The organism is Oceanobacillus chungangensis (genome assembly GCF_003369565.1).
Lineage (GTDB): Bacteria > Bacillota > Bacilli > Bacillales > Amphibacillaceae > Oceanobacillus > Oceanobacillus chungangensis.
Window position 1 is genome coordinate 41,413 of the sequence record NZ_PIOD01000021.1, and the last position, 25,129, is coordinate 66,541.

The window sequence follows — 25,129 nt, forward strand, 5'->3', positions numbered from 1 at the left end:
AAAATCATGTTCGAAGATATTTCAGCATTAGTTTGGATTGCTATCGCAATCGTCGTATTTATCGTAATAGCACTTATCGCAGTATTCGTAACAAAATATCGTACAGCAGGACCAGATGAAGCCTTAATTGTTACCGGCAGTTATCTAGGCAGCAAAAATGTCCATGTCGATGAATCAGGGAATAAAATTAAGATTATTCGAGGTGGTGGTACGTTCGTCCTACCTGTTTTCCAACAAGCGGAACCACTTAGTTTACTATCTAGTAAACTTGAAGTCTCCACTCCAGAGGTTTATACGGAACAAGGTGTTCCAGTTATGGCTGACGGAACAGCAATTATTAAAATAGGTGGATCAATTAGTGAAATCGCAACAGCGGCAGAACAATTCCTTGGAAAATCGAGAGATGATCGAGAAAACGAAGCGAAAGAAGTACTAGAAGGTCATCTAAGATCAATCCTTGGCTCAATGACAGTTGAGGAAATTTATAAAAACCGTGATAAATTTTCCCAGGAAGTGCAACGGGTTGCTTCTCAAGATCTAGCGAAAATGGGATTAGTTATCGTATCCTTTACGATTAAAGAAGTAAAAGACAAAAATGGCTATCTTGATTCATTAGGTAAACCTCGAATTGCGCAAGTAAAACGTGATGCAGATATTGCAACAGCTGAAGCAGATAAAGAAACTAGAATTAAACGTGCTGAAGCTGCAAAAGAAGCACAGAAAGCCGAGCTAGAAAGATCGACAGAAATTGCCGAGGCGGAGAAAGAGAATCAATTAAAGACTGCAGAATATCGTCGCGAGCAAGATATTGCTAAAGCACGAGCCGACCAAGCATATGACTTTGAAACAGCTCGTGCGAAGCAACAAGTTACCGAGCAACAAATGCAAATTAAAATTATTGAGCGTCAAAAACAAATTGAACTAGAAGAAAAAGAAATTCTTCGCCGGGAGAAGCAATATGATTCAGAAGTTAAGAAGAAAGCTGACGCGGACCGTTATTCCGTGGAACAAGCAGCAATAGCGGATAAAGCGAAACAAATCGCAGCAGCAGATGCTAACCAATATCGCATTGAATCTCAAGCAAAAGCAGAAGCTGAACGAGTTCGCGTGGATGGTCTTGCAAAAGCAGATGCAGAACGTGCACAAGGGGAAGCAGAAGCAGAAATTATCCGTCTAAAGGGTATCGCAGAAGCGGAAGCGAAGCAAAAAATCGCAGAAGCATTCGAACAGTTTGGTCAAGCCGCTGTGCTTGATATGGTAATGAAGATGCTTCCTGAATATGCGAAGGAAGTTGCAAGCCCACTTGCTAATATCGATAAGATTACAGTTGTTGATACGGGAAGTAGTGGTACAGATGGTGGCGCAAATAAAGTTACAGGTTACGCTACAAATCTAATGTCAACATTACAAGAAACACTAAAAGCATCCTCTGGTATTGACGTGAAAGATTTACTAGAGAATTTAGTAGGAAAAAATAACGTCACAGAAGATCTAGATCTTGGAAGAATTCGATATGAGGCGGAGAAAGCCGAAACCAAGAATTAATTTAGAAAGCCTTTATGAAATCCTAGCAGGGATCAATTAAAAGAACCTTGCTAGGATTTTTTTCTTTCAGTATATTGATACGTGATGATGTTTTATAATTCCTTACTCTTTTTGGTTATCATCACGCTTATCGATATAAAGTGAACCATCTTGTTGCAATTCTACATAAAATATATCTTCTAGATTAAATCCCGATAATATTAATTGTTTATCAAGCCATTCTTCTGTTATCCCTGCTTCTCTTAGATTCTTTTCTACAACTTTTCCATCAACTATTAGCTCCATAGGTATATACTTTGGTTTAAAAGTAAATACATGTAGATCCTTCTTTGTTAGCGGCAGGTAATCTTGCTTTAACAAAATACTTAACTTCCCATTTGGTTCAAATACTGCATGGTAAACCTCAGTTGTCGAAAATACATCCTTCTCTCTAAGCAGCATACTGAGATCGTCCATGTTGAGATGTAACTTCTTAAGCTCCCTTTCAAGAATTTTCCCCTCTTTAATAATTATTACAGGTTCCCCATCCGTAATTACCCTAACTTTAGAAAACTTCAACCCAAAATAACTAATAAGTATCGTAAGAAGAGACCACCAAATGATACTCGTTAGACCATTTAGCATTGTAGTATGAGACTTACCAGCAATTTCACCTGCTATCGACCCAATCGTTATTCCCGTTATGTAATGGAAAAACGTTAATTGACTCAATTGTTTTCTTCCTAATATACGAGCCATAATTAAGAGAACAAGAAAAACAACGGTTGTACGAAAAATCATTTCTAAGAATTCAAAATTAGGTAGCATACTTTTTCCTTTTGTATGATTATTTTAGTTAAACTTTTTCGATTATAAAAACTAATTACACATTAAGGTAAACACAACTCAAATAAAGTAAAAATCATTTCAAATATGGCAAGACCCTATCAATGACTTCCTGAAGCCTAGCTGCTTGCTCTGCGTACATTCTCTTCGCCTTCAAATTATCCGTTTCTAATGAGAATATTTCTAGATCCGCTTGTAACTTTTTTAAATCTGCTGCAAGCAATGGACGTTGTTCAGCAACAGATCGTTTTGACCTCTCGTTATAAAGGTCGACATACAATTCCCCTTTTGAATCAATTTGCGCCAAAAATACTTCCTGGATAGCTGAAGCGCCTTGTTTTTCAATTTCACCTACGAGCCATTCTTCAGTGTATCCCAATATTGAAAGATTTTCTGTTAATATCTTACCATCCGTAATAAGAACCGTTGGACTATGTTCTTGCTCAAGTTTAAGTCCAATTGCACTAGGGGTAATGGGCTGCTGATCTGTTTTCTTCATTACACTTAGCTGTCCGTTAGTTTCCAATACCGCTATCTCAACATCTGACACTTTAAATACTCCTTCGGCCCGTAATAAGAGTAGTAACTCATCTATCGTTAGTTGATTCTTCTTCATGCTCTTCTCTAACACTTCACCATTTTTAATAATGATTGCTGGCTTTCCATCAGTTATTCGTGAAAAGATTCTCGATTTTATCCCCACATATGATAAAACAACCGGAAAAAGCCCCCAAATAATCAAGGAAACCAGCCCATTTGTAATCTTAATATTTTGATCAACGGACATACTTGCGGCAATCGAGCCGATTGTAATACCAACGCAGTAATCAAAGAATGTTAGTTGAGAAATTTGCTTCTTCCCCATAATTCTAGCCATGATTAGAAGCAATAGAAAAGAAGCTATTGAACGGATCAAAATTAATACATACTCTGGCACGATTATCACTCCAATGTCCAATATTATGAAAGCATTTCTTATTATTGGACAATCTAATGATAACCATGCAAATTATTAGGAGGTTGTAATATTACGATGAAAAAAGGAATGCTTGCATTGATTAGCTTCATCATACTATCAGCTTGTTCCAGTCTAGTTGGCGGGGACTATTTTTTGGAAAAAATAACTTCAATCGATCAACACTTCTCACAACAAGAAACAGATTGGAAAAAAATAAAAGAGGAATGCTATGAACTAAAAAGGTTATATGGCAAAAATGAGTGGAAATTACAATTATTAGGAGATGAAGGTGAATATGAAGATTTAAAAAATAGTATTGCAAAACTTATTACAGCTATTGAAGAAAAGGATCGAACTCAAGCTAGGATTGAGCTATCTACAGTAAAATCCTTTATTAAGGATATTTACTCTTTATAAAGACTGATTATCACCAGGCCTTTAAGTCAATCCTTGGTTTCACTTATACAGCGTGAAAGTTCTATTATCTATAATTAGGGACACGGAATTCATTAGATGTCCCTCCTCTCTTCCCCTTCTTCTTTAAAGTTCATTCTCAGCTAGTTCTAATTCACGTACATTATGTTGGTATAATATGCTCCGCAATTTCTCCATCATCTCTTCCGAAGTAATAATACAAGGAAAGGTTTCGAACCTTGTCTTGATTATCATTTCATATTGATTATTAACTTCAATAGAATAACCATAGAATCGATGATCAAAATCGATTGTGGCAAACTCAAATGATTTAATTTTCCTCCAACCGATAAATCTTGCACCACAAATAATGCCTTCTTCAATAATGGCGAACATATTTAGTATGTTGGAAAACTGCAATATTGGCAGCATAAGTAATAAATATAATGACCAGTAGAATTCTAAAAAAAATTGTCCTACAATAAACATGATAATGACGTACAGAAAAATAAGAACATACGTAATTATTCCACCTATTTGTTTGGAAAAAGTGGGTGGATTTATAATTTTTTGCGGGAATTTTCGAATAACTGCTAATTCATCATCCGAATTTGGTAATATAATCTTCCGCTTCATCTTGACCAAAATAAGAGCAAAACGATAGATCCAGAATAATATTATTACTGCAAAGAAAATCTCAATAAACAACTCCAAGACATCACCACCTATTATGATTGTTATTGTCTTTATTAACTGATTTATCAAGGGCAAGCAGGTATGGTTATTGATGACATAAGAGGATTTCATAATATATAGGCAAAAAGCTAACAGGTCTTACCTGTGTATTAGTGAAGATCTGTTTATCTTTTACGGTCGATCAATGAAAAGTGTGAACACCTTTGCTTCTTCATCATTTACTGGAATAAAGAGATGTGGTTTTGATCCCTGAAAATAGGCACTATCCCCTTTTTCCATATAATGCTTATCTCCATTATAAAACAAGAAAATCGAACCCTCTAAAATATAAATAAACTCATCCTGAGAATGTGTATATGATTCTTCTCGTTGATTGATGTTTTTTGGGGTAACATGAACAATTGTTGGTTCAATTCCACTAAATTGTGAGCGATTCGCAAGCAACTCATAGGAATATCCCATGCTGACATCCCCTACTTTTGACTCTCGATTTGATTTTTTCTGAAGCACAAGATCCTCTTCCGTTTTATCATCTAAAATCCATGCAAGCGTTACATTTAATACTTCACTGATTTTTGAAAGTGTAGCAATAGCGGAAGCCGTTTGTCCATTTTCAATTTTGGAAAGCATGCTCTTCGAAATACCACATCGATCGGCAACTTGCTGCTGTGTCATTTTCTTTCTTAACCGTATTTCCTTTAATTTGAGTCCAATAGCGTGAAGATTGATGAATCTCATTCCTTTCAAAAAATATCAACTATACTTAATTTTATAATAGAATAGTCATTGGAATGCGTCAAGAATAACTGAGAGATGGAATTTCTAATATTTTGTTGCTTATTTGTAGATTGAAAATATCTAAAAAATGTTGCATTCATCAGCTTTCTGCAGTTTCAGTAATTGCCTTTAACAAATAGAAATACCGTAATTTTAAGCTTTTTGTTCCCCTTAAAATCACGGCAAATATTCTAAGCCATTAGTAATGATAACTATCTTTATATTGCACTTGCGAGATAGGCTAATGATTTACTCGGTAATGCTTTTCCCAATTTACCTTGGATAAATAACGATGCTTCTTGGATTTTTTGTTCATTTATACCTGTATGAATTCCTAATCCATGCAGAAGATACAGCACATCATTTGTCGCGACATTTCCAGCAGCACCTGGAGCATATGGACAACCGCCAAGCCCGCCAATCGAACTATCGAAGCGATTGATACCATACTGCATCGATGTCATAATATTAGCGATTGCCATTCCTCTTGTATCATGAAAGTGCATAATTATTTTCTCTTGCGGATAATGATGGAGAACAGTTTCTAGAAGCTGCTCGACCTGTGACGGAACTGCGGAGCCAATCGTATCTCCTAAGGAAATATCATCCACTCCAAACTCAAATAACTTCTCACATACTCGAAGAACTTCGCTTGGTGCAATTCTCCCTTCATGTGGACAATCAAATACGGTGGATACATAGCCTGTCACAGGTTTACCCGACCGTTTTGCTTCCTCAATTACTCGTTTTAATACTGGATAGGTGTCAGCAATGGATTTATTTATGTTATTAATATTATGGGATTCACTTGCAGACATAAACACCGAAGCACGATCAATTCCAGCCTCCAATGCAAAGTCCAACCCTTTTACATTTGGTACAAGAGCTGAATAAGAAACGTTCGGATTCCGCTTAATTTTCTGCCCAACTTCACGGGCATCAGCAAGCGCTGGAATCCATTTCGGATTAACAAATGAAGAGTACTCAATTTCCTCTACTCCTGATTCAGACAACATATTAATCCAAGCAATCTTATCAGCAGTATCAATCCATGATTTTTCATTCTGTAAGCCATCTCGAGGTCCTACTTCTTTAATCTGCACATACTTAGGCAAATTCATCATGCATTCCCCTCCTAGTCACCTGTTTTAGGATTAAACCTGAGTAAGAACTTTGTACAGTTTATGAGCAAATGAACATGTTCGTGCAGAGGCTCACTATAGTTGAAACTGCAAAGAATGCGATTTCATGTGTAGTTATTAAAATAAGCCATAGATTAGTCGAACAGTTAGAGCTAACAATACAGTATATTCAATATAGTTTAGTAAGATTCAACTTTGTTGAATTAAGTATATAATAAATATTCCGACAACGTCAACTGATGGATATTTACAGTCTATGAGTAAGAAAAAATTGGACCATAGTTATACAATTTCAGCAAACAATATAGATTTATGTGAAAAAAGGGGAGTATTTTGGTGACACAACATGATGTAAACCAATTAGCGCACAAGCAATTGAGAAATACATCTGATCAAATACTTGCCCAGGTGAAGCAATCAAATAAGCTTCAAATGAAATTTTACAAGCATTAACGGCGGATAGCCAAGTTGAACGTGTAAAATTCAGCAACAACCGGTCTCTGAGTAATTAACAGACTGCACTATTTAATCATAAAAAAAGACTTCGGAGTTACTTTGCATGTAAAGTAACTCCGAAGAAGTTTTATATATCATGAAAAAAAAGCTTCAGTCCACGCCATTAACTTTTGCATTCGTGATAATCCTATGTCAGAATCTATCCTAGATTTCCTTTTGATAAGAAAATATCTTTAGTATACATACTGATGCTAATTCAACCATCCGATGTTCACCTATTACCTACATAGTATCCTTCTCACACTTCGGAGTACTTGGTAGCAAATCCCCTTCCCCTTACTTCCACAGGTAAGTTTTCAATTATTATCTAACCTCCTATTTCGCTATAAAAACAGGATGGAAGGATCCGGCACTGCCTAATTATGGGGGAAAAATCCATGCTACGTTTTTTTCTTTAATATATTAATAACATCTTCAAACGCCATCTTACTTTCCTCCATTACTTCGTCAAGATAAAGCTCAATTTCTTCAAGAACAGATGATTCGGCATTTGCCTCCCTGACATCTAAAGTCGGGTGATCATCTAAATGCGTGAGTATAGAAGTGATAATCAAATGGAGTGTTTCGCTTTCTAAAAAAACGAAACTATTATCTCTTGACTGATCTTTATGTTTTAATTCATCTATATTTTCATTTATATAATCACGAATTAATTGTATAATTAATGATTTCTGCTTATGGTTGTATTGATTATTGCTCATTTTCATCCCCCTTATTTATAGAACCACCAACATTAATCTGGTTAAGGGCGCTAATTCCATCTTTTATTTCATCCCCATAGATAAACCCCATAATACTGCCCGCATAAGAGGATACTGGTATTTATTTCACTTGGAAGTTTGAAAATGACAATGTATCGTTCGGCTCAAGTTTACTTACATTAGTCGGCCTTAACCAAAATTCCTGTTTATCTTTAGAGTCATTCATCCGCTCCCATGCATTTGGTAATTTCATTTTTTGTTTAGAATCCTTATTTAAATATTTTCCAGAAAAGTCGAAAGGTGAATCTGCAGATAGTTTTATACAAATATATGGGTTTGAAAGTGGGCTTGCCCCCAGATTCTGAATATGATAAGAACCAGGGCTAAAATTTTCATCTCCCTGCTCATGAGAAATGTTTAAGGAGTATGTAAAATAACTAATAACTTGAAAATCTTTTGCCACTTTTTGTTCCGATATGATAGTTTTTATTTCTTTCAGATAAGAGGTGGTCATTTCTTGCCACTCAGCAATTTTCTGCTTAATATCATTCGTTCTTTTCATTAAGTAGTTCACCCCCAAGAAAAATAAAGAGAGGAATATTTCCTCTCCTTAATACTACATAACCTTCAAAGCAAAAAAGCATCCAAATAAAGTGGGTAAATATTTGGTGGTCGACAGGAAGGCCGCCATACTGGTGCTTTAAATATTGTTAATAACAAAATAGGAAAGAGCATCGTTCCAAAAGCATTTAGCAATATATAATTAATTGGAATTTAAAAAGAAGATTCCTGTATGGTACAGAAATCTTCTTTTGGATTACGGATAGTCCTTATTAAATATACAAGCAACTCACAAGCCTTACATTTCCTTCGATGAAATGGGTAAGAAAAGCTTAATTCCTCGTTTATTAAATGGCAATAATTTACTATCAGCAACTAAATGGCTTATGTATCCTGTAAGACCTGTATAGAAAATCCCTTCAATTCCTAAAGAAACCTCTAATTTTGAAACAATAATACCATAGAAAATAACCCCTAGGATCGAATGGGTATAACTCCGATGTGCGACAAAGGACGCAATTAAGATATAAACACCAAGTAGCAGCAACCACATCTCTTGATGGGAAATACCACTTACGAGTACACCAATTCCTGTGATAGTTAGCATATGCCTTTGCTTAATAAACGACGATCCAATTATCATTGCGAGTCCGATACCAATACCCAGATAACGGTTTGCTGCAATACCTTCATAGATACTATAAACAATCATCAGCATCCCAATTAACAGTGCTGCGGACTGGATAACCTTATGTGATAGGGTGATTTTATTTCGAAGCTTCCCATCAATATCAAGGTCTGGTATCAACCCCGAAATCCCCCCTATTCCAACTAATAAAAGCGTGGTAGCTGGTGATGATTGATAATTATTTGCGACGATAAACCCTGCTGCCGCACCAATTGCAACATGTGCTGTTCCATTCATATTAAAATACCACCCTAAGAACAATATTTTGTGGTATTTTCATAAACACCGTGCTCTATTTTACTACAAAAAGTCAAATTTGTGGGAAAAATAATTGAATCTATAATGATTGATGTATAATATGATCTGTTCTAAAATAATAACAAAGTTACTGTTATTGAAAAAACAATTAATATATATTTATAAGTGCTGATACGGATTATATAATGGAAAGGCTATAGTCTAACAGGAGGAATAACTAATGACAAAAAAACTCATTCTAGCTTCATCGTCACCAAGAAGGCAGGAACTATTAAGACAGGTGAAAATTCCTTTTGCTTTCCGAAAACAAGACATAGATGAATCACTTATCATTACTAGTGATCCGTTAAAAAAAGTAAAGCAATTATCTCAACTTAAAGGTCAGAGTATTCTTATTGAACATAAGGACGAAGTAATCATATCTGCTGACACAGTTGTTACTTACAATCAAAGAATATTTGAAAAACCTAAAAACAAGGAAGATGCATTACAAATGCTTTCTGCATTAAGTGGAGACGTGCACGAGGTATTTACTGGAGTCATGATTCGTTCAGTTGATGAAGAAATTGTATTTGTTGAGCGAACTAAGGTTGAGTTTTGGCAGTTAACCAAAGAGGAAATAGAATGGTATATATCCACAAATGAGCCGTACGATAAAGCAGGTGCCTACGGAATTCAAAGCATCGGCGCCACGTTTGTTAAGCAAATTATTGGAGATTACTACAATGTCATGGGGTTACCTATTTCTCGTGTAGTTAGAGAGCTAAGGGAATTTGAAGTGTATCCGGAAACTGCTCTACTTAATTGAGTCAAACCCCCAATCCCCCAAGCTTTTATTCCATTAAGTCACTTGGGGTTTTTAAAAATGTATAGGAACAGTTAAATATATTCAACATGCGGTCGTTCAGTAGTTACCTGGAACCCTCTAATACACACATTCATGTACTCGACTAATAATATTCCCACTAATATGAATGACAAATGATTCTAAGTTAATGTTAGGTTAGCTATTATCTACGAACTTCCCATAATCTGGAATAGCAATTTTGTCAAACTCATCAACTAACTTTTTGAGACCATTTGAAAGTGTTGCACCCGAAATAGGCTTTCCATGCCCAGTTATGGCAATTCTCGGTTTTAATGATTGCAATTTCTCGACTGATTTCCTAGCTGCATTCCAAACTGTTGTAAAGTATCTTGGTAGACCATTTACTTCCAATTCTTGTGTAAGAACCTTGTAGAGTGAATCTTGTTTAACCGTAACGAAGGCATCTCCAGCAATAAGAGTCCCGTCTTCATCACGGAACAATGATATATGCCCCGGTGAATGACCAGGTGTATGTATCCAACGGAAACCCGGCATATATGGCACACTACCATCCGCAGGTAAGCCTTGAACATTTTCACCTAGATTGATTGGTTCATTCGGAAACATTGGAGACATTTTTGCTATCAAGCCCCCCTCCACGCTAGCATCTGGCTTAGGATAACTCATTTTCCCTGTCAAAAAAGGCAATTCTAACTCATGAGCAAATATAGGAACCGCCCATTTTTTTACTAGCTCAACAATTGCACCTACGTGATCAAAATGACCATGGGTTAAAATAATAGCTTTAGGACGGCTGTTAGCCCCAAAACGTTCTTCAATGACAGAAATAATTTTATCTGCTGAGTCAGGCATTTCTGCGTCAACTAAAACAAAATCCTTAGTATTCGGAATACCTACTAAGCAAATATTAACAATTTGAATCGTATGAGAATATAAATCTGGCAGAACCTCTAAACCTCTACCACTTCCTATTGAAGTTGCAGGAATAAATTTATAATCATTACCATAAGAAATATCCTTATCCATAATTAACCCCCTCTATGTAAAATGTAATTTTTTTTCATATAGAGATATATTCCCTTTAATTTGACAACATGTTCCTCATAATAATTTAATATTATTTAGAACATGGCTGAATGTCTTTTTTTGAAAAAATTATCAGAAAACAAAAAAAACGCTTTTCCCTTGATACAAAAAGGATTAGCGTCTCTTTTGATTAGTGACTCCGATTGGGCTCGAACCAACGACCTCTACCCTGTCAAGTCTGTACAGTTGCTTTTCTCAATTATGATTAATTTGCATAAAGCCTGATATAAAAGCATTTATGCAGGTTGTAAAATATTTAGAACGATTATTTTTGTAGTTCATTGTCCAAATTGGTCAACAACTGGTCAACAAAAGTCGTATTACCCTATCTGATATTTATCGGTGTTTTTTCGGTGGTTTAATTTCTCAGTTATTTATCCAATCATCAATATGATCCAGATTAAATATCAGCACTCTGTTACTTATTCGTTTATGAGGTATTTGCTTTTCCCTGAGTAATTTATATATTGTGGTTTCACCTATCGGTGTACCAATGCTTTCTAAATACTCCACCAAGGCTTTTACACCTCTAATGTTTCGATTATTTTTTATAGCTTCTTTATCAATTACATTTTTCTCTCCCATAGCTATTTGGGCAATGTATTCAATAGCATTTTTTATAGCTTCTTCTGATGGTTTGTTATCAATTGTTACTTTTATTAATTTCCCCATTCTCCCTCAACCTCCTACGCAAAAACTCTTTCGTCAATTTTGATCTATCTTTTTTTGTTTATTATAAAAAACAGTAGTAGAACTATCCGGGAAATTCAAGTAGAACTCACTCGGAAATTACGAAGAAGTACCAAGTTATCCTAAAATAAGCGTAAAAATCACCGATAATCTCGTTATTTTTGTAAACTTCTCATTGACTGCTGCCAAAACTTCTACATAGATAGTTGGATGACTAAATCCGATTTTATTCACCGATATACTCAAACAATTTCTTTCTAGATATATGGTAAGTCCACACCGATGACATTTTTACTGCTACACCGAAAGGAAGAATTTTTTGTTGCAATCCTAATCGGATGAATTGCTGTGACACCCCCATGAATTCTGAAGCTTCTTTAACTGTAATTTTATTTACTCTTTTAATTTCATTTGATTTTTCCATCCTTATCTCCTTTTTATCATTAAATTTTGTAATTCACTCCTAAAATCTAAGGAGTGAACTAATTATTTTTTAAAAATGCTTTGTACGTCAAATTGTACGTCTTGAAGCAATTAAACCCTCAAGTAGATGTTTGTAATATTAGTCAGATTTAATTAGTTTGAAGTGTTTTCCTCAATATAAAAAAGGACACCAAACAACGTTTATTGCGTCATTCAGTGTCCTCCAGATGGCTGGTAGAACTATAAAGTTAGTAATTTAAAATGTTTCTCGTTAGCAAGGTGATGTGCTTTTAAGTGATCTTCAAAGAAATTATATTTAATGATTAATTTTTTGAACTTAGCTCCCTGCGAGCCTAATGAATTATAAAAAATCAATATTAATTCGCTTCTTGATAGCTGAGCTCTTAAAACACCTATATAATTTCTTTTCTCTTCTTCGGTTAAATCTGCTAAGTCAATCAATTTTATTATTCTATACAAATTCATAAAATAATGGCCAAAAAAATCATAATATTTATCTAAAAATGTATTATAGGTTTCAATTACTTCTTTTTTTTCGTGGATATTTTCCATGGATTGACTTAAACGTATTGATAACCTTTGCAATGCGGTCTTTCCTTTAGTATCTTTTCCTATTTCGATGGAATTCACTACTTCTAAATTTAACAATATCATTTGAAAAAAAATATTCTCAAACCTTTGTAAAGTCATTGTTTTACTTTGTTCCATAAAAACATTTCTAGTTGCTTTTAATTCTTCTCTTTGTAAAGCCAATTCTTTTTGTTGCATAATGTTAGCCGATACTAATAATAGAAATGCTGCAGCAGATAAAAATGGGGTAGCAGCCTCTCCTAAATATACTGCAAATTTTTGTTCGATTAAAAAAGGAATAACAAATGCTGCAATTAACAAAATAGATCCCAATATCATAAAAGTATTTTGTAAATTTACTTTTTCTTTCAAAATTCTTCTCCCTCTTCCTTCCGCATTCGTTTCACCTTTCCTTGATGTGTAACAATTCTATATTCACCAAATGGTGGTAACACCCTCAATTTAGCTACACCATCGCAAATAACTATCACACAACTGGAAGGTATATCCATTATATCAATCTATTATCCTATTTTAAACTTAATCTCATTTACCGGTTGTTTAGCCTGCTCCTTCTTCCTTACCTTGTTCATAAATTCATGTATAGAAGAAACTTGAAACACCGTCACATCTGAATTAATCTCATACCTGGTATCGCTCACCATAATTATGAATGGGAACATGGTGAACTCATTAGAATACTTTAAGGCTTCATACCTCTTTATTTTCTGATCCATGACTTTCTGACTGTATAAATTACGTTGAACCTCTATATAAAACTGTTTACCCTTTATTGTCACGAGTATATCCGGTTCTGCTAATCCTTTTTTATATTTCGGTTCTACTATAAAAGAATCAATTTTGGTATGTTGTTGTAACTGCTTATATATTTCTACGATTTTTAAAAAGTGAGGAATTTTAGTTGAGTTACGTTTCATATTGGATTGTATTGGAAAGTAAACATACGGACTAAATGCTTTGCTAACATCGATTTGCTTATCACGTACCAATCGTTTTAATACAATATTGGCGCTTGTTATTGGACTTTTTAAATGCGAAAAATACAAATCAGCTATATCATTTCTACTCATCACACGGAACCGATGCAAGTCATCAATTAGCTGTAGATCGCGTTTATTCATTTTTAAACAACTCCAATACTTTATTGTAGTCGTCTTGTTCTGGCACTGGTTCAATTACTTTGGCAACCTTAAAAGGCTCTAATAGCTTTTTAGCTTTCTTGTTTTCAAGTAATGGGCATTGTATTTCTTGAAGGGAAGAATTTGTTTTTAATATCATTCTTCCGGGAGTAGTTAGCTTTTCGCTCCCAGGTGTACCTATTATTTTAGCATTGATTGCATCAGCAGTTATAAAACCCATTCTAACTGTTAAATTCACCTTCAATTTACCATCTAGAAGCTTGCTGTCAGGTCTTTGCATAGATAGTATAATAAATACACCTAGCGACCTTCCTATTGACGATATTTCCTCTAATATATCCATGATATCTGTTTCTTTTTTCAACAGAACAACCTCATCAATACAAACAATAATGTATGGCAATTTCTCTTTCAATTCATCAATAGAGTTAACTTCTGCTGCATCTAATTTATCTCCCCTTTTAGTCATCTCTTTCTTTACTTTATTGAGTACAGGTCTTAATGTATCAGCAGAATAATAAACGCCCTCAACGTGCTCAATTCGCTTAAACAAGTGGAACTCGGAACGCTTTAAATCACCTAAGATTAATTGTATTTCGCTTGGATTTTTTTGTTTAATTAATGTGGTTAGAATTACCCTTATCGCACTAGATTTCCCACTACCTGTTTCCCCAGCAATAAGAACATGAGGGTTTTTTACTAGGTCAAACGAAAATATATCACCCTCTAAAGATCGCCCACAAACAATTGGAATCTTTCCTTCCAAGTCTTCAGTCACATCATCATAATTATATTTAAATTTGTGTAGTCCTCTAGGATATACTTTTAATACCCCTCTCCTTTCATTCATATCTAAATTAATAAACATTCCAAAGTGTTGTTTAAATACGTATGAACGTTTTTCAAACTCTTCGCAACTTAATCCCTTTGGAACATTGAAAACGAATGTAAGCCTATTATTTTTCGTCTCAAATTTCAATATTGTTGGGTATACTTTCATTCCATTATTCTCGTGATAAAATTTACCGTTCACAAAGGACTTATGCAGGATTTCCTTCAGTTTCTTTTCGTTGTATTTGTTCTTTAAAAACACACTTTCAAATGCAGGATAAGACAAGCCCGCAACCGAAGCACCAACCATGGACCAACCAATTAGTGTTAACATGTTATCTCTCCTTTATACTTGATTTGTGCAACTTAATTATCTGAACATTTAGCATTGCCCCCTCGCGCTCCCCCTCAACCCGCTCCTCTTCGTTCCGCTTTAAACAGATTTGTTTTTCTAATTGTCCCATACCTTAATAGATCAATTACATTTGTACAGATACATTTGTAATTACTTTTGCAGCTGCATTTGTAGGTGCTTTTGTATATCTTATGCAGCACCGCTTGTCCAACTTTCCCAAAAATTTGTGAAAGATTCGTATATAATTGTGAAAGAGTGGTAAGACTGTTTAAAAAAAAGGAGTGCTGCATAATGTTTGGAGTGGGTAAGAAACGATCTAATTTAGGGAAGTGGTTAGATAGAAATGGTTATTCCCAGGAGGATTTAGTTAATGCTTCAGGAGTGAGTAGAAATACAATAAGTAAAGCTTGCACTGATCCAGATTATGAACCCAGCACAAAGGTAATGAAAAAGATATTAAAAGCTGTTAGAAAAATAGATCCCAATATAAGCATGGATGACTTTTGGGATATATGATAAATCACAGAGTGCCCACTTACACACCTTCGTGTTTATGGGTATATTACATCCGGTAAACCGGATAACCTACGGAATAAAAATAGGGTCATATATGGTAAAGTGAGGTAAGGATTATGGATATAAAAATTATTGAGTATATTGTTTTCTTTTCAATGGCAATCATAACTATAATTTTAGCTATCCGCTTTAAACCAACACCACAAGAGGAAACGACTTATGTCCCTGACTATTGGAGATGTGAATCACCTATAGAAAGAAGAGTATACCAAGGATTAGTACAACACGGTTTATATCCCGTTCCGCAATATAAACAAGGCAGATATAGGATTGATCTAGCTTTCCCTGGTTCGCTGCTTGCTATTGAGTGTGATGGTAAGGCTTATCATTCATCACCAGAACAAAAGGCACATGACAGAAAAAAGGATAGGTTTTTAAGAAGTAAAGGCTGGACTGTCTTACGGTTTACCGGAACGAAAATACACAGGGATTTGCCAGGGGTGGTTAGTAAAATAAAGGATAATCTAAATTAAACTAAAAAAGCACCACAATGGGTACCTTTTTAAAAGGAATATCTATTTTCAATCTCTTCCTGTGTATAGTTTTTATAATATCTTTTGTTACTTTCATGAACAGTTCTTTCGTATTTAGTCATATAAGTGGGAGTTTTATCATGGGAAACTCTACCAACATCTGAATAATCGTTAATATCTTCTTCATTTTCTTCAGCAATTTTCTTAAATAGTTCACTTTTTAATCCAAAACGCTCATAATCTCTTATTACTTCTTGAAGTTTACCTACTAAAGCTCTAGCTGGTAGTCCAACATGGTAACTTAATCGAGTAGTTTCAGGTTCATAAAACTCCTTTGTTGTACCAATTATTTCCCATCCTTCTGACAAATATTTATGAATATCTTCTGAATTTACGTAATCAGCCCTCACATATTCTTTCATCAAAACAGTCTCCTTTTTTTAAAAGTATATATATATATATAATTACTATTCAACAAAGATGGACTATTTTCCTTCATGATCAACATAGAAAAGACCTCAAGGTGAGGCCTTTAAAGATTTTTTCTTACTTTTTTTATAATTGATGCTAAATTAAAAATTGCTTTGATAAAGAAAGCAACTCCCAGTAATATAGCTATTTGTTCAATAATAAGTACATATTTATTATTATCCATGTTTTCTAGGAATAAAGCAGCAAGCCCAGATATAGCAGATGCAATAAAAAAAACTAGACCAAAATAAATTGTGTTGTAGTACTCGTCCATATAACCAGCTCTATCTGAATTGGCAATTTTAGTGTTGCCTAAGAAACCAACAATCACTCCGAGAGTTGTGAAAAGAAAGCCAATAAAAATAGAGTTTATTGTTAGAATATCAATATGTTTTATATTTTTCATTGTATCTTCATTTATCATATCATTCAACAAAGCCAATATAATTAAGATAACAAGGATTATTAATAGAAATAAATTGCGGGTATTTCGACGAACAAAACGACGAATCATTTTACCCTCTCCATTCAATACTTTTGCTTACAAAACCTTAATACTTCACTTTTATTTTTATTATACACCTTCACCATTTTTTCATAAATATCTTGTTTTATTAGTTTCATATCCTGAATATCTTCATTAAATTCAAAATTAACTTTTTTCGTTAAAGGATTGTTTATCAAACTATGTTCTTGTGTATACTCGTCATCATTCTTTGCTCTAACTTTAATCTTTGAACCAAACTCTGTGATTTTCCTGATGGCCTGACTAAACATCCCTTTATCGGGGAAGGTATCCTTATTACGCTCTGCAACTAATTTTACAGTGATCTCAACATTTTTGAGGTTTTCAATGCTCTCATAAGTACTTCGGTCTAATCCAGTTACTTCTTCATTCCACAACCTTGAGTCCGATGGCGGTAGGGTTGTTTTATAAGTTATGGTACCAATTGAATCTTTCTGACTTAAAAAAGGTATTGCATCTTCAACGCTAACTGCAGCTATTTCCCCAAATAAACTGTCGTCCTTATATAAATTAGTGAACAGTTCTCCCAGCTTAAGTATTGATGGAGCGGATTGTTCAAACAGATATGATACAATTAATGTTTCCCTATCAATAAGCAAGTATGTAAATACCTCAAAAATTTGGTCTTTTTTCACATCAATTGGTTTAGAAATCAAAGTTTTACCTTCCCTTATATGAAAAGCCCTTACATCTTTTTCTTTTCCCAGACGACCAAAAATATACTCATCATTATGTTCTATAACTTCTAATGTTGTGTAATCCGGATCATACTCTTGTTGTATTCTTATGCAGTTATTATTAAGTTTATTATTGATAATTTCTTCAAATAAGTTATTTACTTGTTTAATTTCAAGATCATCAAATTGTTGCTCACTTGCTGTACCGGCTTTTTTTACAAGTGTCCTTTTAAGTACACTAAGTTGATGGAAATGTAATTTCTTAAATGTTTTAGCCAATTATAAAATCCCCCCTATTTATCTACAGTACTAAATTCGACAAATAGGGACTATTTTCCTTCTTTACCAGCCATTAATTTCATCAATCTACAAAGGCAATGGTGATACCCTTGGCAAGTAACTTCACGAAAAAAATTTCTCAGGAAGACCGGGCAGATGGCTCGACAAACCGCACTAAAGGTAGTTTTAGTTCACAATAGTGGGCATACTCAGAGTTTTTCACATTAAAGTTACTTCTTTCAATTCTTCTATGTCATTATGGTTAACTACATACTCCTTACCGTATGAAAGTTGCTCATACGATAAATTAACTATTGAACCCTCAACAATTGCTAATATGCTTTCAGGGTAGAATGTTGTTTTATAAACCGTTCTAGGTCCCAGTAGATCATGGTTACGATCCTGAAAGACAAGAGCCATATTAATATCATCAGTCCAGGACATACCCCTAGCAAAATATGGTTCGGCTGCTCTATACAATATGATCGGCTTTTCTGGTCTCATTTTATCTTTATTAGATATGAATCCCAACTCATTAAAATAAGGTAGCCACCAATCAAAACCGTATAGATTGCCGTCACCCTTCGCTCCCCAAACATAGATTAGGTAAAATTCCTTTTCGTCCCGTGTGAAGGTATTCCACCATTTTTCTAAGAAGTACTGCTTATCAAAGTAAAAAGCATTTTTAAGCGCATATTCTGGGTTATCTGATTTCTCGCAGGCTTCCCTGGTTCTAGCGACCTTTCTCCAAAGTAAGCTTTCTTGAAGAATCTCAGTACCATCATCTTTAAGACCATTTATCATTTTAAACTTGCTCCAGAAAATTTTCATTTTATGCTTTTCGTACCATTCTTCATAAGTGAGATTACTTTTCATATACATCACTTCTCTTTATAATTTCTGCAATATACTCAATTGCTTTCTTTGTGTTTGGAGTACCAACTACTATTGTTTTCATATAATCCCTTCTCCCGTCAATTTGTGATATTAGGTTAACATTGAAGGTTGGAATACTGCTAATTAACAGATAAACCAACCTTTTTTCTTACCATTCTCAATATCTAAGAGTGATAGTTAATCTCTCTATGGGGTACAACTTATAATGCTTTTATATCATCAAATGTAAGTTTCACTGGCTGTTCTACTTCCACACGTTCGCCAACAACAATATCAAAGTCTTTTCCTACTTCTAAGGATGCACCGTACCCTTTAACGCCTGGTAGGAAGTGTGTAAACCCGTCAATTCCTTTACGACCAATTGCCCCAGGTACTGCATCTTTAACAATCGCTATTCGTGTCCCTTCTGTTTCCTGTGGGTCATCATAATGGAACGTATATCTCCCTGATAAATCTTTCATGTTTTCATCGGTCAGCAATGCTAAATCTTGCTTTTTCATCGATAAAACGTAACTTGTTGTTTTACTAAAGAAATGTTTGGCTACCATATATTTTGCTAACTCAGATTTCAATACGATGTGGTATGGGTAATAAAATAATGGAGTACGAGATTCTTGTTTTGCCACTTCGATTTCATAATGTTTCATTATTATTTCCCTCCTAAAATACGTTCGAATATAGATGGTTTAATAATTCCGTCTGATTGCTTAGGGGTTGTAGCTATATTTTTTAGAGCATTAAACAACTTTTCAGCTTTTTCGTGTGATTCTTTAGCATTGCTATGTTCAGGTGAAAATGATAAATAACTTACATGACCGAATGCGTTGCGGATTCTATTGTCTTGTGTAATTTTTTCTTCTAGTAAAATATCAACCTTTTTACCAATTAATCTACGCTCTTCTAATTTTTCGATATTCAGTAATACATTGAGTAGTGGTGTTTGTAGACCGTCTACTAACTCCATTAATAACTCTTTTTGTTTAGCTATCTCCAAATCGATTTGTTCTTCTTCACGTACACGATTTACAGCGATTTTACTTTGGTTTTCTTCTGGAATAGCAGGAACGTAATTTTTACCGTATTTTATTTCAAATTCAAAGTCTTTTATCATGTTACTTAATTCATCATAATCTTCGCGTGTTTTCGCCTTTTCCAACGATTCTTTTGCTATTCTTAACTTAAATTCTGTGGGCAATGTGCGGTGAATTTTGTCCTGACGATCTTTCACGATTTGAATTACCTTTTCCGATTCCTGGAAATACTTGTTTGCATCAATCAGATTAATTTTTTTCATATCTTAAAACCTCCATATAATTTTGTTGTTTGGAAAGGGTACCCCCGCCAAATATATTTCACTCAATTTTTATTTTTGGAAAACCGGTGCATAGGGTCAATTCAACGGATATATCAAAATATTTTATCCCCTCCCCCTTAACGCTTTTCCTCCTGTTTTTGCCTTGCTCTATACCTTCTCATTCGCTCCCTAGCCTTTTCCTTGTCCACAATGGGTTTACATACAGGGCAATACTTTTGAGCGAACGATCCGCATTCTTTTAATACTGCATCACACCGATAACAGATAGCTGTATATACTGTTTTTCCGTTGCCGGATTTTACTTTATACTTCATATCAGCCCTCCTATCTTGTTACGAATAACCCCTCTTCACGTGAGTTTTTCAATAAATCTAAAGAGCAGACTCCCCATCCCGTTCCCATGGTCAAGAATATGAGATTGGATTCTTGAGCCGGGGGGGTGTTATTTACCATCGTTCATCGTTTTCCCACTTGTTTATTTTTCTTTTAAAGACTCGACCTTCTTTTTCGTTGTGATGTCTCACGCATAATAGCTGCAGGTTTTCTAATTCAAGTGCTAACTCTGGATGATGCTCAATGCTTTTGATATGGTCAACATCTAATTTGCTTTGATCTCTTACCGTTACATATCCAAGTTCTTTACACATTCTGCATTCATAGTTGTCTCTTACTAATACTTGTTGCCTTATGTCTTGCCACTCTTTACCTTTGTAGAATTTCTTCTTCTGTTCAATCGTTTTATACTCAGCCATTGAATCACAACCTAATTAATTTCTTTTGTAACTTCCTTTTCTTTCCGTCTCCAACTCTTAATGCTTTCTTCAATCGGTTCTCAAAGTGTATCTGTCTTTGCTTCTGGTCAACCTGGTAGATAGAAAGAACTTCATCGTCAGATAAACTACTCGTATCAATCACTCTATCTAATTGCTTACGTATATCATCAATGTCCATTAATACAGTCCCTCCTCAATCCCGTAAGAAAGCCATGGCTGATTCTTTCAGTAGTTCAAAGTCTTTCTCTTTCTTAGCCAAGAATCGTTTACGTGATGCACTATGAACCAGATCAATAGCTTTTCTATATTCATCCTGGTATTGTTCCTTACACTTAATGAAGATTGGTTTAAGTTTCGTTTCAATTCGGATACGTTCCTTGACATATTCTTTTACATCCACACTGTTACGCTCTGCTAATATTGAGTCCTTAATGTATGGCTTCACTGGTACACGATACTTCTCTGCTAAGAATTGTCTTTCATCAAGTGTAATTTCCTTTAGTGCTGCATAAAGAATTTTCATCTTAACTAATTCAGCATCGTTCAGATATTCCATGTTATTATCCAAATAACCCCAGGCAAGTAAGTAATGTTTTACTATTTGATTCCTCACATTTCACACTCCTAACAATGTTGCTATAGCATCAAAATCCTTTTCTAAGGTTTCATTATTTAACTCGACATTTCTAATATCAGGTGGATAATCCCACATGAAATTAATAGCTTCATTGATTTCTAGAATTTCCTCGTATAATTCTCTATCCAATGGATTGATGGTTTTCGGTATTTTTTTCTTTGTGTACCTATTGATTAGATATGTTTTATCTAATGGATCCAATGTATTAAGATAATCATTCAAGTATCGTTTTCTTTTTCGTAATACTTCTATTGTTCTTTCTCTAGAAAGGACTACATCTAAATATGGAACAACGTTTCTATCAGGGGAAAAACCTACAGAATATATATCTAGTCCATCACATTCTGTACGTGTTGCCATTGTTTGGTCATAAAACATTTTCCTTAGTTGTTCTATTCGGTATTCAATATTGCTAATGCGATTATCTATATTGAAATAGGCTTGTATTTCTTCTTGTTCAATCTCGTTTAGCTCCATTAACCACCACCCCCAAAGTTTCAACACTTCTATTTAATTTGCGATTGCTTGTGTTCCGGCACGTTTGCTAAGCTTGAATGTCCAGTTTAATTGTCTTGAATCCTTTGGCTTAAAATCAGCTGCAAGCATTGCTCCTTTAAATTGTCCGTTGGTTATATAAAAACCATATTTACTCGATTCAAACCGGTGTTTTAGACCGTATGAAGAAGGAGATTGATAGTTATAATTTATCGTTTGATTCGGTGCTAAACATTTTTGAATCCACACCTCAAGCATGAACTTTTCTAATAACATTAATCGTTCATATTCCTTTGGATTGTTTCCTTCTGAAAAAGCTGTTGTTTTATAACTCCATTCTTTAGTTTGCATGCTTTTCACTCCTAGGATTGTTATTCACAAGACAGATACAAGACGGATACAAGACACGTTTTTTTAATCTATCTTGATTCAATCGCTTACCAGTACTGGATTTCTCTTTCACAAGACACATAAGACAGATTGATGTAACTTGTCTTATATATTCATACACATCTGCCTTATATATCTTTTTATCACCAAGAGTTAATGAAACGTGTCTTATGTGTCTTGTTACTCCAAAAGTACTGATACGATAAGGCTTGTGGACAAGATACATTTATTTAACATGTATCTTGTCATGTCTCATGTGACTTGTTTATCTAAGCTAATTTACTTTGTTCTTGTTGGAATTTCTTTAAATCTTCTTCATTTCTCAAATAAACGCGCACTTGCTTACCATCTAAATACTTTCTATCAGTGGTATAGCCATGTTGCGATAACTCAACTGCTAATGCTTTTTTACTTAATGGATATTTATAATTATTTTGTAAACAGAAATGCTCATAATCACCATAGACTGAAGCAACTGGCAAGTAATGAATGTCTTTACCATCTTCATAGTATTCATGTAACCATTCCGTTACCGGATTGTTAGTTATTTCAAATTCATTTAACATACGCTGTACTGCTTTAGGTTTTACAAATTTACCTCTTAGAAGTAATCCATTTAATGCAGCTAATCCCACATTCAATAAATAACTTTTAGCTTCTTCAGTCGTAATCTTGTTTTCAAAAAATGGATCTTGTTTTTTACTATTTCTAATCCTTGCATTCAAAGGAATAATTACTAATCTGTCTTTTAATCCCTGGCTATTGTCGTATACTCTAGGAATCTTGTTAGTTGCAAATATTAACTTTGCAAAACTTCTGAAGTAAAAAGGTGTTTCCCCTTTAAACTCTCCTTTGATTGTGTTACCAGTGGCTAGTTTCTTAAAGCTTGATGTATCTCTGATTGACGTATAAGGAATATCATCACCAATGTTTGCCAGTTTTCCGTTTAACATCCCCGTATTAAATCGTTCACTTAAATCTGATAAGGATAAAGCTGTTATATTCTCTTCACCTAATAAGGCACTTATAGCAGCAAACAAAGTTGATTTTCCGTTTCCACCTTCACCTTTAAACAGAAACGCTTTTTCAAATACGTTCTTCCTATAAAACGTGTAACCTATCATTTCTTTAATTAGATGCATTACCTCATTATCGTTATCGCTTATTAGAGTTAACATGTCGTCAATATGACTACATCTAGCTGACGGATTATAGTTAGCATTAATCTGATTGGTGATAACGAACTCTGGGCTATGGTTTAATAACCTGTTTTCTTCAATGTCATAAACACCATTTTTCACACCTATATAACGGGGGTCTGAATGTTCTTTCTGGGGTGAAACTAGCTTTAACCTCTCCATCACCTCACGTACTTTACTAACTGTTAAATTCGGTATGATTGTTACAATTAAACGCTTGATATATGTGTCGTTTGCAACGTATTTTCCATTTTCATAAATATGCAGCCTTTCATCTAAGCAGATGATGTTCCATTCTTTCACTAAATAACACGCAAAATTATGATGCAAGAATGTATTTTCATAATAGAATTGGGAAGAGTCTACCTCTATGGTTTCTTCACCATCTTTTACATGTAACTGAAATTTATTGTTTTGAAACGTTGCATTAAGTCCGTGTATAGCGTTGTTTATAGTGCTGGTCTTATAGTCATTCCTTTGCCATTTATCACGATATAACCCACTGTTTGAAAAGATGCGGTCAATCTGTGGAAACGATTGAGTATAAAAAGCAATGTAATTACATAACGCTTGATCTGCTTCACTTTGACTTTCATAATATGGAGCCCAATCACCTGAATAAAGAGCCTTGAATTTCTCTTTGTAGTCCTCTTTTTTAGAATTGAGTATTACGCTTATAATCTCGTCATCTTCCATTTCCTCTGATATTGAGACAGGCTTCTTATCGTTAACCTTTTCTGGAAAATAATGACTGTACATTTTGTTAATTTCGTTTTGCCTATCTTCTATGACCGATGGAGTACCTTTCACATGGTTTCCGGTCATAACGATAAAACGACTTTTACTGTATATCTCAATGCCCTTTTCTGGGTTTTTACTACGATTACCAGGCTTTTCACCTTTCACGAATATATGAATCCCATTTCCACTTTGACTGTATTCTGTATAGCTGTTTAGTGCTTGCACAATCGTTATAGCTTCGGGGGCGGTTTTCCCATCAATGATGCAATCGTCAATATCTACCACTGTGTATGGGTCATTTTTAGTTAATACATACCCAATTCCGCTGTATTGCCTATTGTCTACTGCATTTAATACATTGTCATAGCTTGTCCATGTAGAAGGGTCTGTACTAGCTGCCTTTTTACCGTTTAACTGAAACGGTACTTTTGTTTGTTTAATCCTGCCTGTTTTTCCGTCTATCACCTTTTCGCCTGTTTCTTTGTCAATTACGTCTACCAATTTCCACAATACCCACTGGTTACGACCCATTAATTCTTGGGGTATTTGACTTTTTATTAATGTTTGCAAGAAACCTCACCCCCTTGTACAATCTGACTTTTTACGGTAGAATTATTGTATTGAATATTTTTTT

Annotated in this window: 33 protein-coding genes; 5 read left to right on the forward strand and 28 right to left on the reverse strand. The window is 34.5% G+C overall.

What is annotated here, in order from left to right; genetic code table 11:
* The first annotated feature begins 6 nt into the window (after nucleotides 1-6).
* A complete protein-coding gene (locus CWR45_RS15695) occupies nucleotides 7-1,545 on the forward strand; it encodes a flotillin lipid rafts scaffold protein FloT (protein ID WP_115750808.1) in 1,539 nt (512 codons plus the stop codon).
* Nucleotides 1,546-1,647: 102 nt separating this feature from the next.
* Here the strand turns inward: CWR45_RS15695 and CWR45_RS15700 are convergent, their stop codons facing one another.
* The gene (locus tag CWR45_RS15700) at nucleotides 1,648-2,352 is read right to left on the reverse strand and encodes a DUF421 domain-containing protein (RefSeq protein WP_115750809.1); all 705 of its coding nucleotides are present in this window, start codon (nucleotides 2,350-2,352) and stop codon (nucleotides 1,648-1,650) included.
* 94 nt (nucleotides 2,353-2,446) lie between these two features.
* The gene (locus CWR45_RS15705) at nucleotides 2,447-3,307 is read right to left on the reverse strand and encodes a DUF421 domain-containing protein (protein ID WP_115750810.1); all 861 of its coding nucleotides are present in this window, start codon (nucleotides 3,305-3,307) and stop codon (nucleotides 2,447-2,449) included.
* Between the two features lie 96 nt (nucleotides 3,308-3,403).
* Between CWR45_RS15705 and CWR45_RS15710 the strand changes: the two genes are divergently transcribed.
* Nucleotides 3,404-3,745, forward strand: a complete 342-nt coding sequence (locus tag CWR45_RS15710; RefSeq protein ID WP_115750811.1) for a DUF4363 family protein — start codon at nucleotides 3,404-3,406, stop codon at nucleotides 3,743-3,745.
* 123 nt (nucleotides 3,746-3,868) lie between these two features.
* On the opposite strand, the gene CWR45_RS15715 is transcribed toward CWR45_RS15710, so the two are convergent.
* The 6 genes from CWR45_RS15715 to CWR45_RS15740 form a co-directional block, all read right to left on the reverse strand.
* Nucleotides 3,869-4,456: a hypothetical protein gene (locus CWR45_RS15715; protein WP_115750812.1), complete on the reverse strand. Its 588-nt coding sequence runs from the start codon at nucleotides 4,454-4,456 to the stop codon at nucleotides 3,869-3,871.
* Nucleotides 4,457-4,609: 153 nt separating this feature from the next.
* Entirely contained in the window at nucleotides 4,610-5,176 is a 567-nt protein-coding gene (locus CWR45_RS15720) for a helix-turn-helix domain-containing protein (protein ID WP_115750875.1), read from the reverse strand.
* A 257-nt stretch (nucleotides 5,177-5,433) separates the two neighbouring features.
* Complete coding sequence (locus CWR45_RS15725) at nucleotides 5,434-6,339, reverse strand: hydroxymethylglutaryl-CoA lyase (RefSeq protein ID WP_115750813.1); 906 nt, start codon at nucleotides 6,337-6,339, stop codon at nucleotides 5,434-5,436.
* Nucleotides 6,340-7,253: 914 nt separating this feature from the next.
* Nucleotides 7,254-7,574, reverse strand: coding sequence for a hypothetical protein (locus tag CWR45_RS15730; RefSeq protein ID WP_115750814.1), 321 nt, complete (start codon nucleotides 7,572-7,574; stop codon nucleotides 7,254-7,256).
* A 121-nt stretch (nucleotides 7,575-7,695) separates the two neighbouring features.
* The gene (locus CWR45_RS15735) at nucleotides 7,696-8,136 is read right to left on the reverse strand and encodes a hypothetical protein (RefSeq protein WP_115750815.1); all 441 of its coding nucleotides are present in this window, start codon (nucleotides 8,134-8,136) and stop codon (nucleotides 7,696-7,698) included.
* Nucleotides 8,137-8,433: 297 nt separating this feature from the next.
* On the reverse strand, nucleotides 8,434-9,060 hold the full coding sequence (locus CWR45_RS15740; protein WP_115750816.1) for a metal-dependent hydrolase: 627 nt from the start codon (nucleotides 9,058-9,060) through the stop codon (nucleotides 8,434-8,436).
* Nucleotides 9,061-9,301: 241 nt separating this feature from the next.
* On the opposite strand from CWR45_RS15740, the gene CWR45_RS15745 reads away from it, so the two are divergent.
* Nucleotides 9,302-9,889, forward strand: coding sequence for a Maf family protein (locus CWR45_RS15745; protein ID WP_115750817.1), 588 nt, complete (start codon nucleotides 9,302-9,304; stop codon nucleotides 9,887-9,889).
* Between the two features lie 195 nt (nucleotides 9,890-10,084).
* On the opposite strand, the gene CWR45_RS15750 is transcribed toward CWR45_RS15745, so the two are convergent.
* The 7 genes from CWR45_RS15750 to CWR45_RS15775 all read right to left on the reverse strand — a co-directional run bounded on the left by CWR45_RS15750 (nucleotide 10,085) and on the right by CWR45_RS15775 (nucleotide 15,025).
* Nucleotides 10,085-10,936 carry an MBL fold metallo-hydrolase gene (locus CWR45_RS15750; RefSeq protein WP_115750818.1) on the reverse strand — a complete coding sequence of 284 codons (852 nt, stop codon included), beginning with the start codon at nucleotides 10,934-10,936 and terminating at the stop codon, nucleotides 10,085-10,087.
* Between the two features lie 426 nt (nucleotides 10,937-11,362).
* Nucleotides 11,363-11,668, reverse strand: coding sequence for a helix-turn-helix transcriptional regulator (locus CWR45_RS20170; RefSeq protein WP_245975437.1), 306 nt, complete (start codon nucleotides 11,666-11,668; stop codon nucleotides 11,363-11,365).
* 244 nt (nucleotides 11,669-11,912) lie between these two features.
* Complete coding sequence (locus CWR45_RS15760) at nucleotides 11,913-12,110, reverse strand: hypothetical protein (protein ID WP_115750819.1); 198 nt, start codon at nucleotides 12,108-12,110, stop codon at nucleotides 11,913-11,915.
* Nucleotides 12,111-12,349: 239 nt separating this feature from the next.
* Complete coding sequence (locus CWR45_RS15765) at nucleotides 12,350-13,072, reverse strand: putative phage abortive infection protein (protein WP_115750820.1); 723 nt, start codon at nucleotides 13,070-13,072, stop codon at nucleotides 12,350-12,352.
* Nucleotides 13,069-13,221, reverse strand: coding sequence for an XtrA/YqaO family protein (locus CWR45_RS19920; RefSeq protein ID WP_245975439.1), 153 nt, complete (start codon nucleotides 13,219-13,221; stop codon nucleotides 13,069-13,071). Before CWR45_RS19920 ends, CWR45_RS15765 begins: the two co-directional genes overlap by 4 nt.
* A gap of 3 nt (nucleotides 13,222-13,224) precedes the next feature.
* A complete protein-coding gene (locus CWR45_RS15770; RefSeq protein ID WP_115750821.1) occupies nucleotides 13,225-13,842 on the reverse strand; it encodes a replication-relaxation family protein in 618 nt (205 codons plus the stop codon).
* Nucleotides 13,835-15,025, reverse strand: coding sequence for an FtsK/SpoIIIE domain-containing protein (locus CWR45_RS15775; RefSeq protein WP_115750822.1), 1,191 nt, complete (start codon nucleotides 15,023-15,025; stop codon nucleotides 13,835-13,837). Before CWR45_RS15775 ends, CWR45_RS15770 begins: the two co-directional genes overlap by 8 nt.
* Before the next feature lie 312 nt (nucleotides 15,026-15,337).
* Between CWR45_RS15775 and CWR45_RS15780 the strand changes: the two genes are divergently transcribed.
* On the forward strand, nucleotides 15,338-15,562 hold the full coding sequence (locus tag CWR45_RS15780) for a helix-turn-helix transcriptional regulator (protein ID WP_115750823.1): 225 nt from the start codon (nucleotides 15,338-15,340) through the stop codon (nucleotides 15,560-15,562).
* Nucleotides 15,563-15,678: 116 nt separating this feature from the next.
* Nucleotides 15,679-16,095, forward strand: coding sequence for an endonuclease domain-containing protein (locus tag CWR45_RS15785; protein ID WP_115750824.1), 417 nt, complete (start codon nucleotides 15,679-15,681; stop codon nucleotides 16,093-16,095).
* A gap of 29 nt (nucleotides 16,096-16,124) precedes the next feature.
* Here the strand turns inward: CWR45_RS15785 and CWR45_RS15790 are convergent, their stop codons facing one another.
* The 13 genes from CWR45_RS15790 to CWR45_RS15850 all read right to left on the reverse strand — a co-directional run bounded on the left by CWR45_RS15790 (nucleotide 16,125) and on the right by CWR45_RS15850 (nucleotide 25,065).
* Nucleotides 16,125-16,517: a hypothetical protein gene (locus tag CWR45_RS15790; RefSeq protein WP_115750825.1), complete on the reverse strand. Its 393-nt coding sequence runs from the start codon at nucleotides 16,515-16,517 to the stop codon at nucleotides 16,125-16,127.
* Between the two features lie 110 nt (nucleotides 16,518-16,627).
* The gene (locus CWR45_RS15795) at nucleotides 16,628-17,080 is read right to left on the reverse strand and encodes a hypothetical protein (protein ID WP_115750826.1); all 453 of its coding nucleotides are present in this window, start codon (nucleotides 17,078-17,080) and stop codon (nucleotides 16,628-16,630) included.
* Between the two features lie 14 nt (nucleotides 17,081-17,094).
* Nucleotides 17,095-18,048 (reverse strand): hypothetical protein, encoded by a 954-nt coding sequence (locus CWR45_RS15800; protein ID WP_115750827.1) that lies wholly within the window; start codon nucleotides 18,046-18,048, stop codon nucleotides 17,095-17,097.
* A 219-nt stretch (nucleotides 18,049-18,267) separates the two neighbouring features.
* A complete protein-coding gene (locus tag CWR45_RS15805; RefSeq protein WP_115750828.1) occupies nucleotides 18,268-18,924 on the reverse strand; it encodes a hypothetical protein in 657 nt (218 codons plus the stop codon).
* 221 nt (nucleotides 18,925-19,145) lie between these two features.
* A complete protein-coding gene (locus CWR45_RS15810; RefSeq protein ID WP_115750829.1) occupies nucleotides 19,146-19,592 on the reverse strand; it encodes a hypothetical protein in 447 nt (148 codons plus the stop codon).
* Between the two features lie 2 nt (nucleotides 19,593-19,594).
* Nucleotides 19,595-20,239 carry a hypothetical protein gene (locus tag CWR45_RS15815; RefSeq protein ID WP_115750830.1) on the reverse strand — a complete coding sequence of 215 codons (645 nt, stop codon included), beginning with the start codon at nucleotides 20,237-20,239 and terminating at the stop codon, nucleotides 19,595-19,597.
* 137 nt (nucleotides 20,240-20,376) lie between these two features.
* On the reverse strand, nucleotides 20,377-20,574 hold the full coding sequence (locus CWR45_RS15820; RefSeq protein WP_115750831.1) for a hypothetical protein: 198 nt from the start codon (nucleotides 20,572-20,574) through the stop codon (nucleotides 20,377-20,379).
* A 132-nt stretch (nucleotides 20,575-20,706) separates the two neighbouring features.
* The gene (locus CWR45_RS15825) at nucleotides 20,707-21,012 is read right to left on the reverse strand and encodes an HNH endonuclease (RefSeq protein WP_115750832.1); all 306 of its coding nucleotides are present in this window, start codon (nucleotides 21,010-21,012) and stop codon (nucleotides 20,707-20,709) included.
* A gap of 4 nt (nucleotides 21,013-21,016) precedes the next feature.
* Nucleotides 21,017-21,211: a hypothetical protein gene (locus tag CWR45_RS15830; protein WP_115750833.1), complete on the reverse strand. Its 195-nt coding sequence runs from the start codon at nucleotides 21,209-21,211 to the stop codon at nucleotides 21,017-21,019.
* Nucleotides 21,212-21,226: 15 nt separating this feature from the next.
* Nucleotides 21,227-21,646, reverse strand: a complete 420-nt coding sequence (locus CWR45_RS15835) for a hypothetical protein (RefSeq protein WP_115750834.1) — start codon at nucleotides 21,644-21,646, stop codon at nucleotides 21,227-21,229.
* A gap of 3 nt (nucleotides 21,647-21,649) precedes the next feature.
* Nucleotides 21,650-22,147 carry a hypothetical protein gene (locus CWR45_RS15840; RefSeq protein WP_115750835.1) on the reverse strand — a complete coding sequence of 166 codons (498 nt, stop codon included), beginning with the start codon at nucleotides 22,145-22,147 and terminating at the stop codon, nucleotides 21,650-21,652.
* Nucleotides 22,148-22,180: 33 nt separating this feature from the next.
* Entirely contained in the window at nucleotides 22,181-22,516 is a 336-nt protein-coding gene (locus CWR45_RS15845) for a hypothetical protein (RefSeq protein ID WP_115750836.1), read from the reverse strand.
* 308 nt (nucleotides 22,517-22,824) lie between these two features.
* Complete coding sequence (locus CWR45_RS15850) at nucleotides 22,825-25,065, reverse strand: phage/plasmid primase, P4 family (protein WP_115750837.1); 2,241 nt, start codon at nucleotides 25,063-25,065, stop codon at nucleotides 22,825-22,827.
* Between the last annotated feature and the right edge of the window lie 64 nt (nucleotides 25,066-25,129).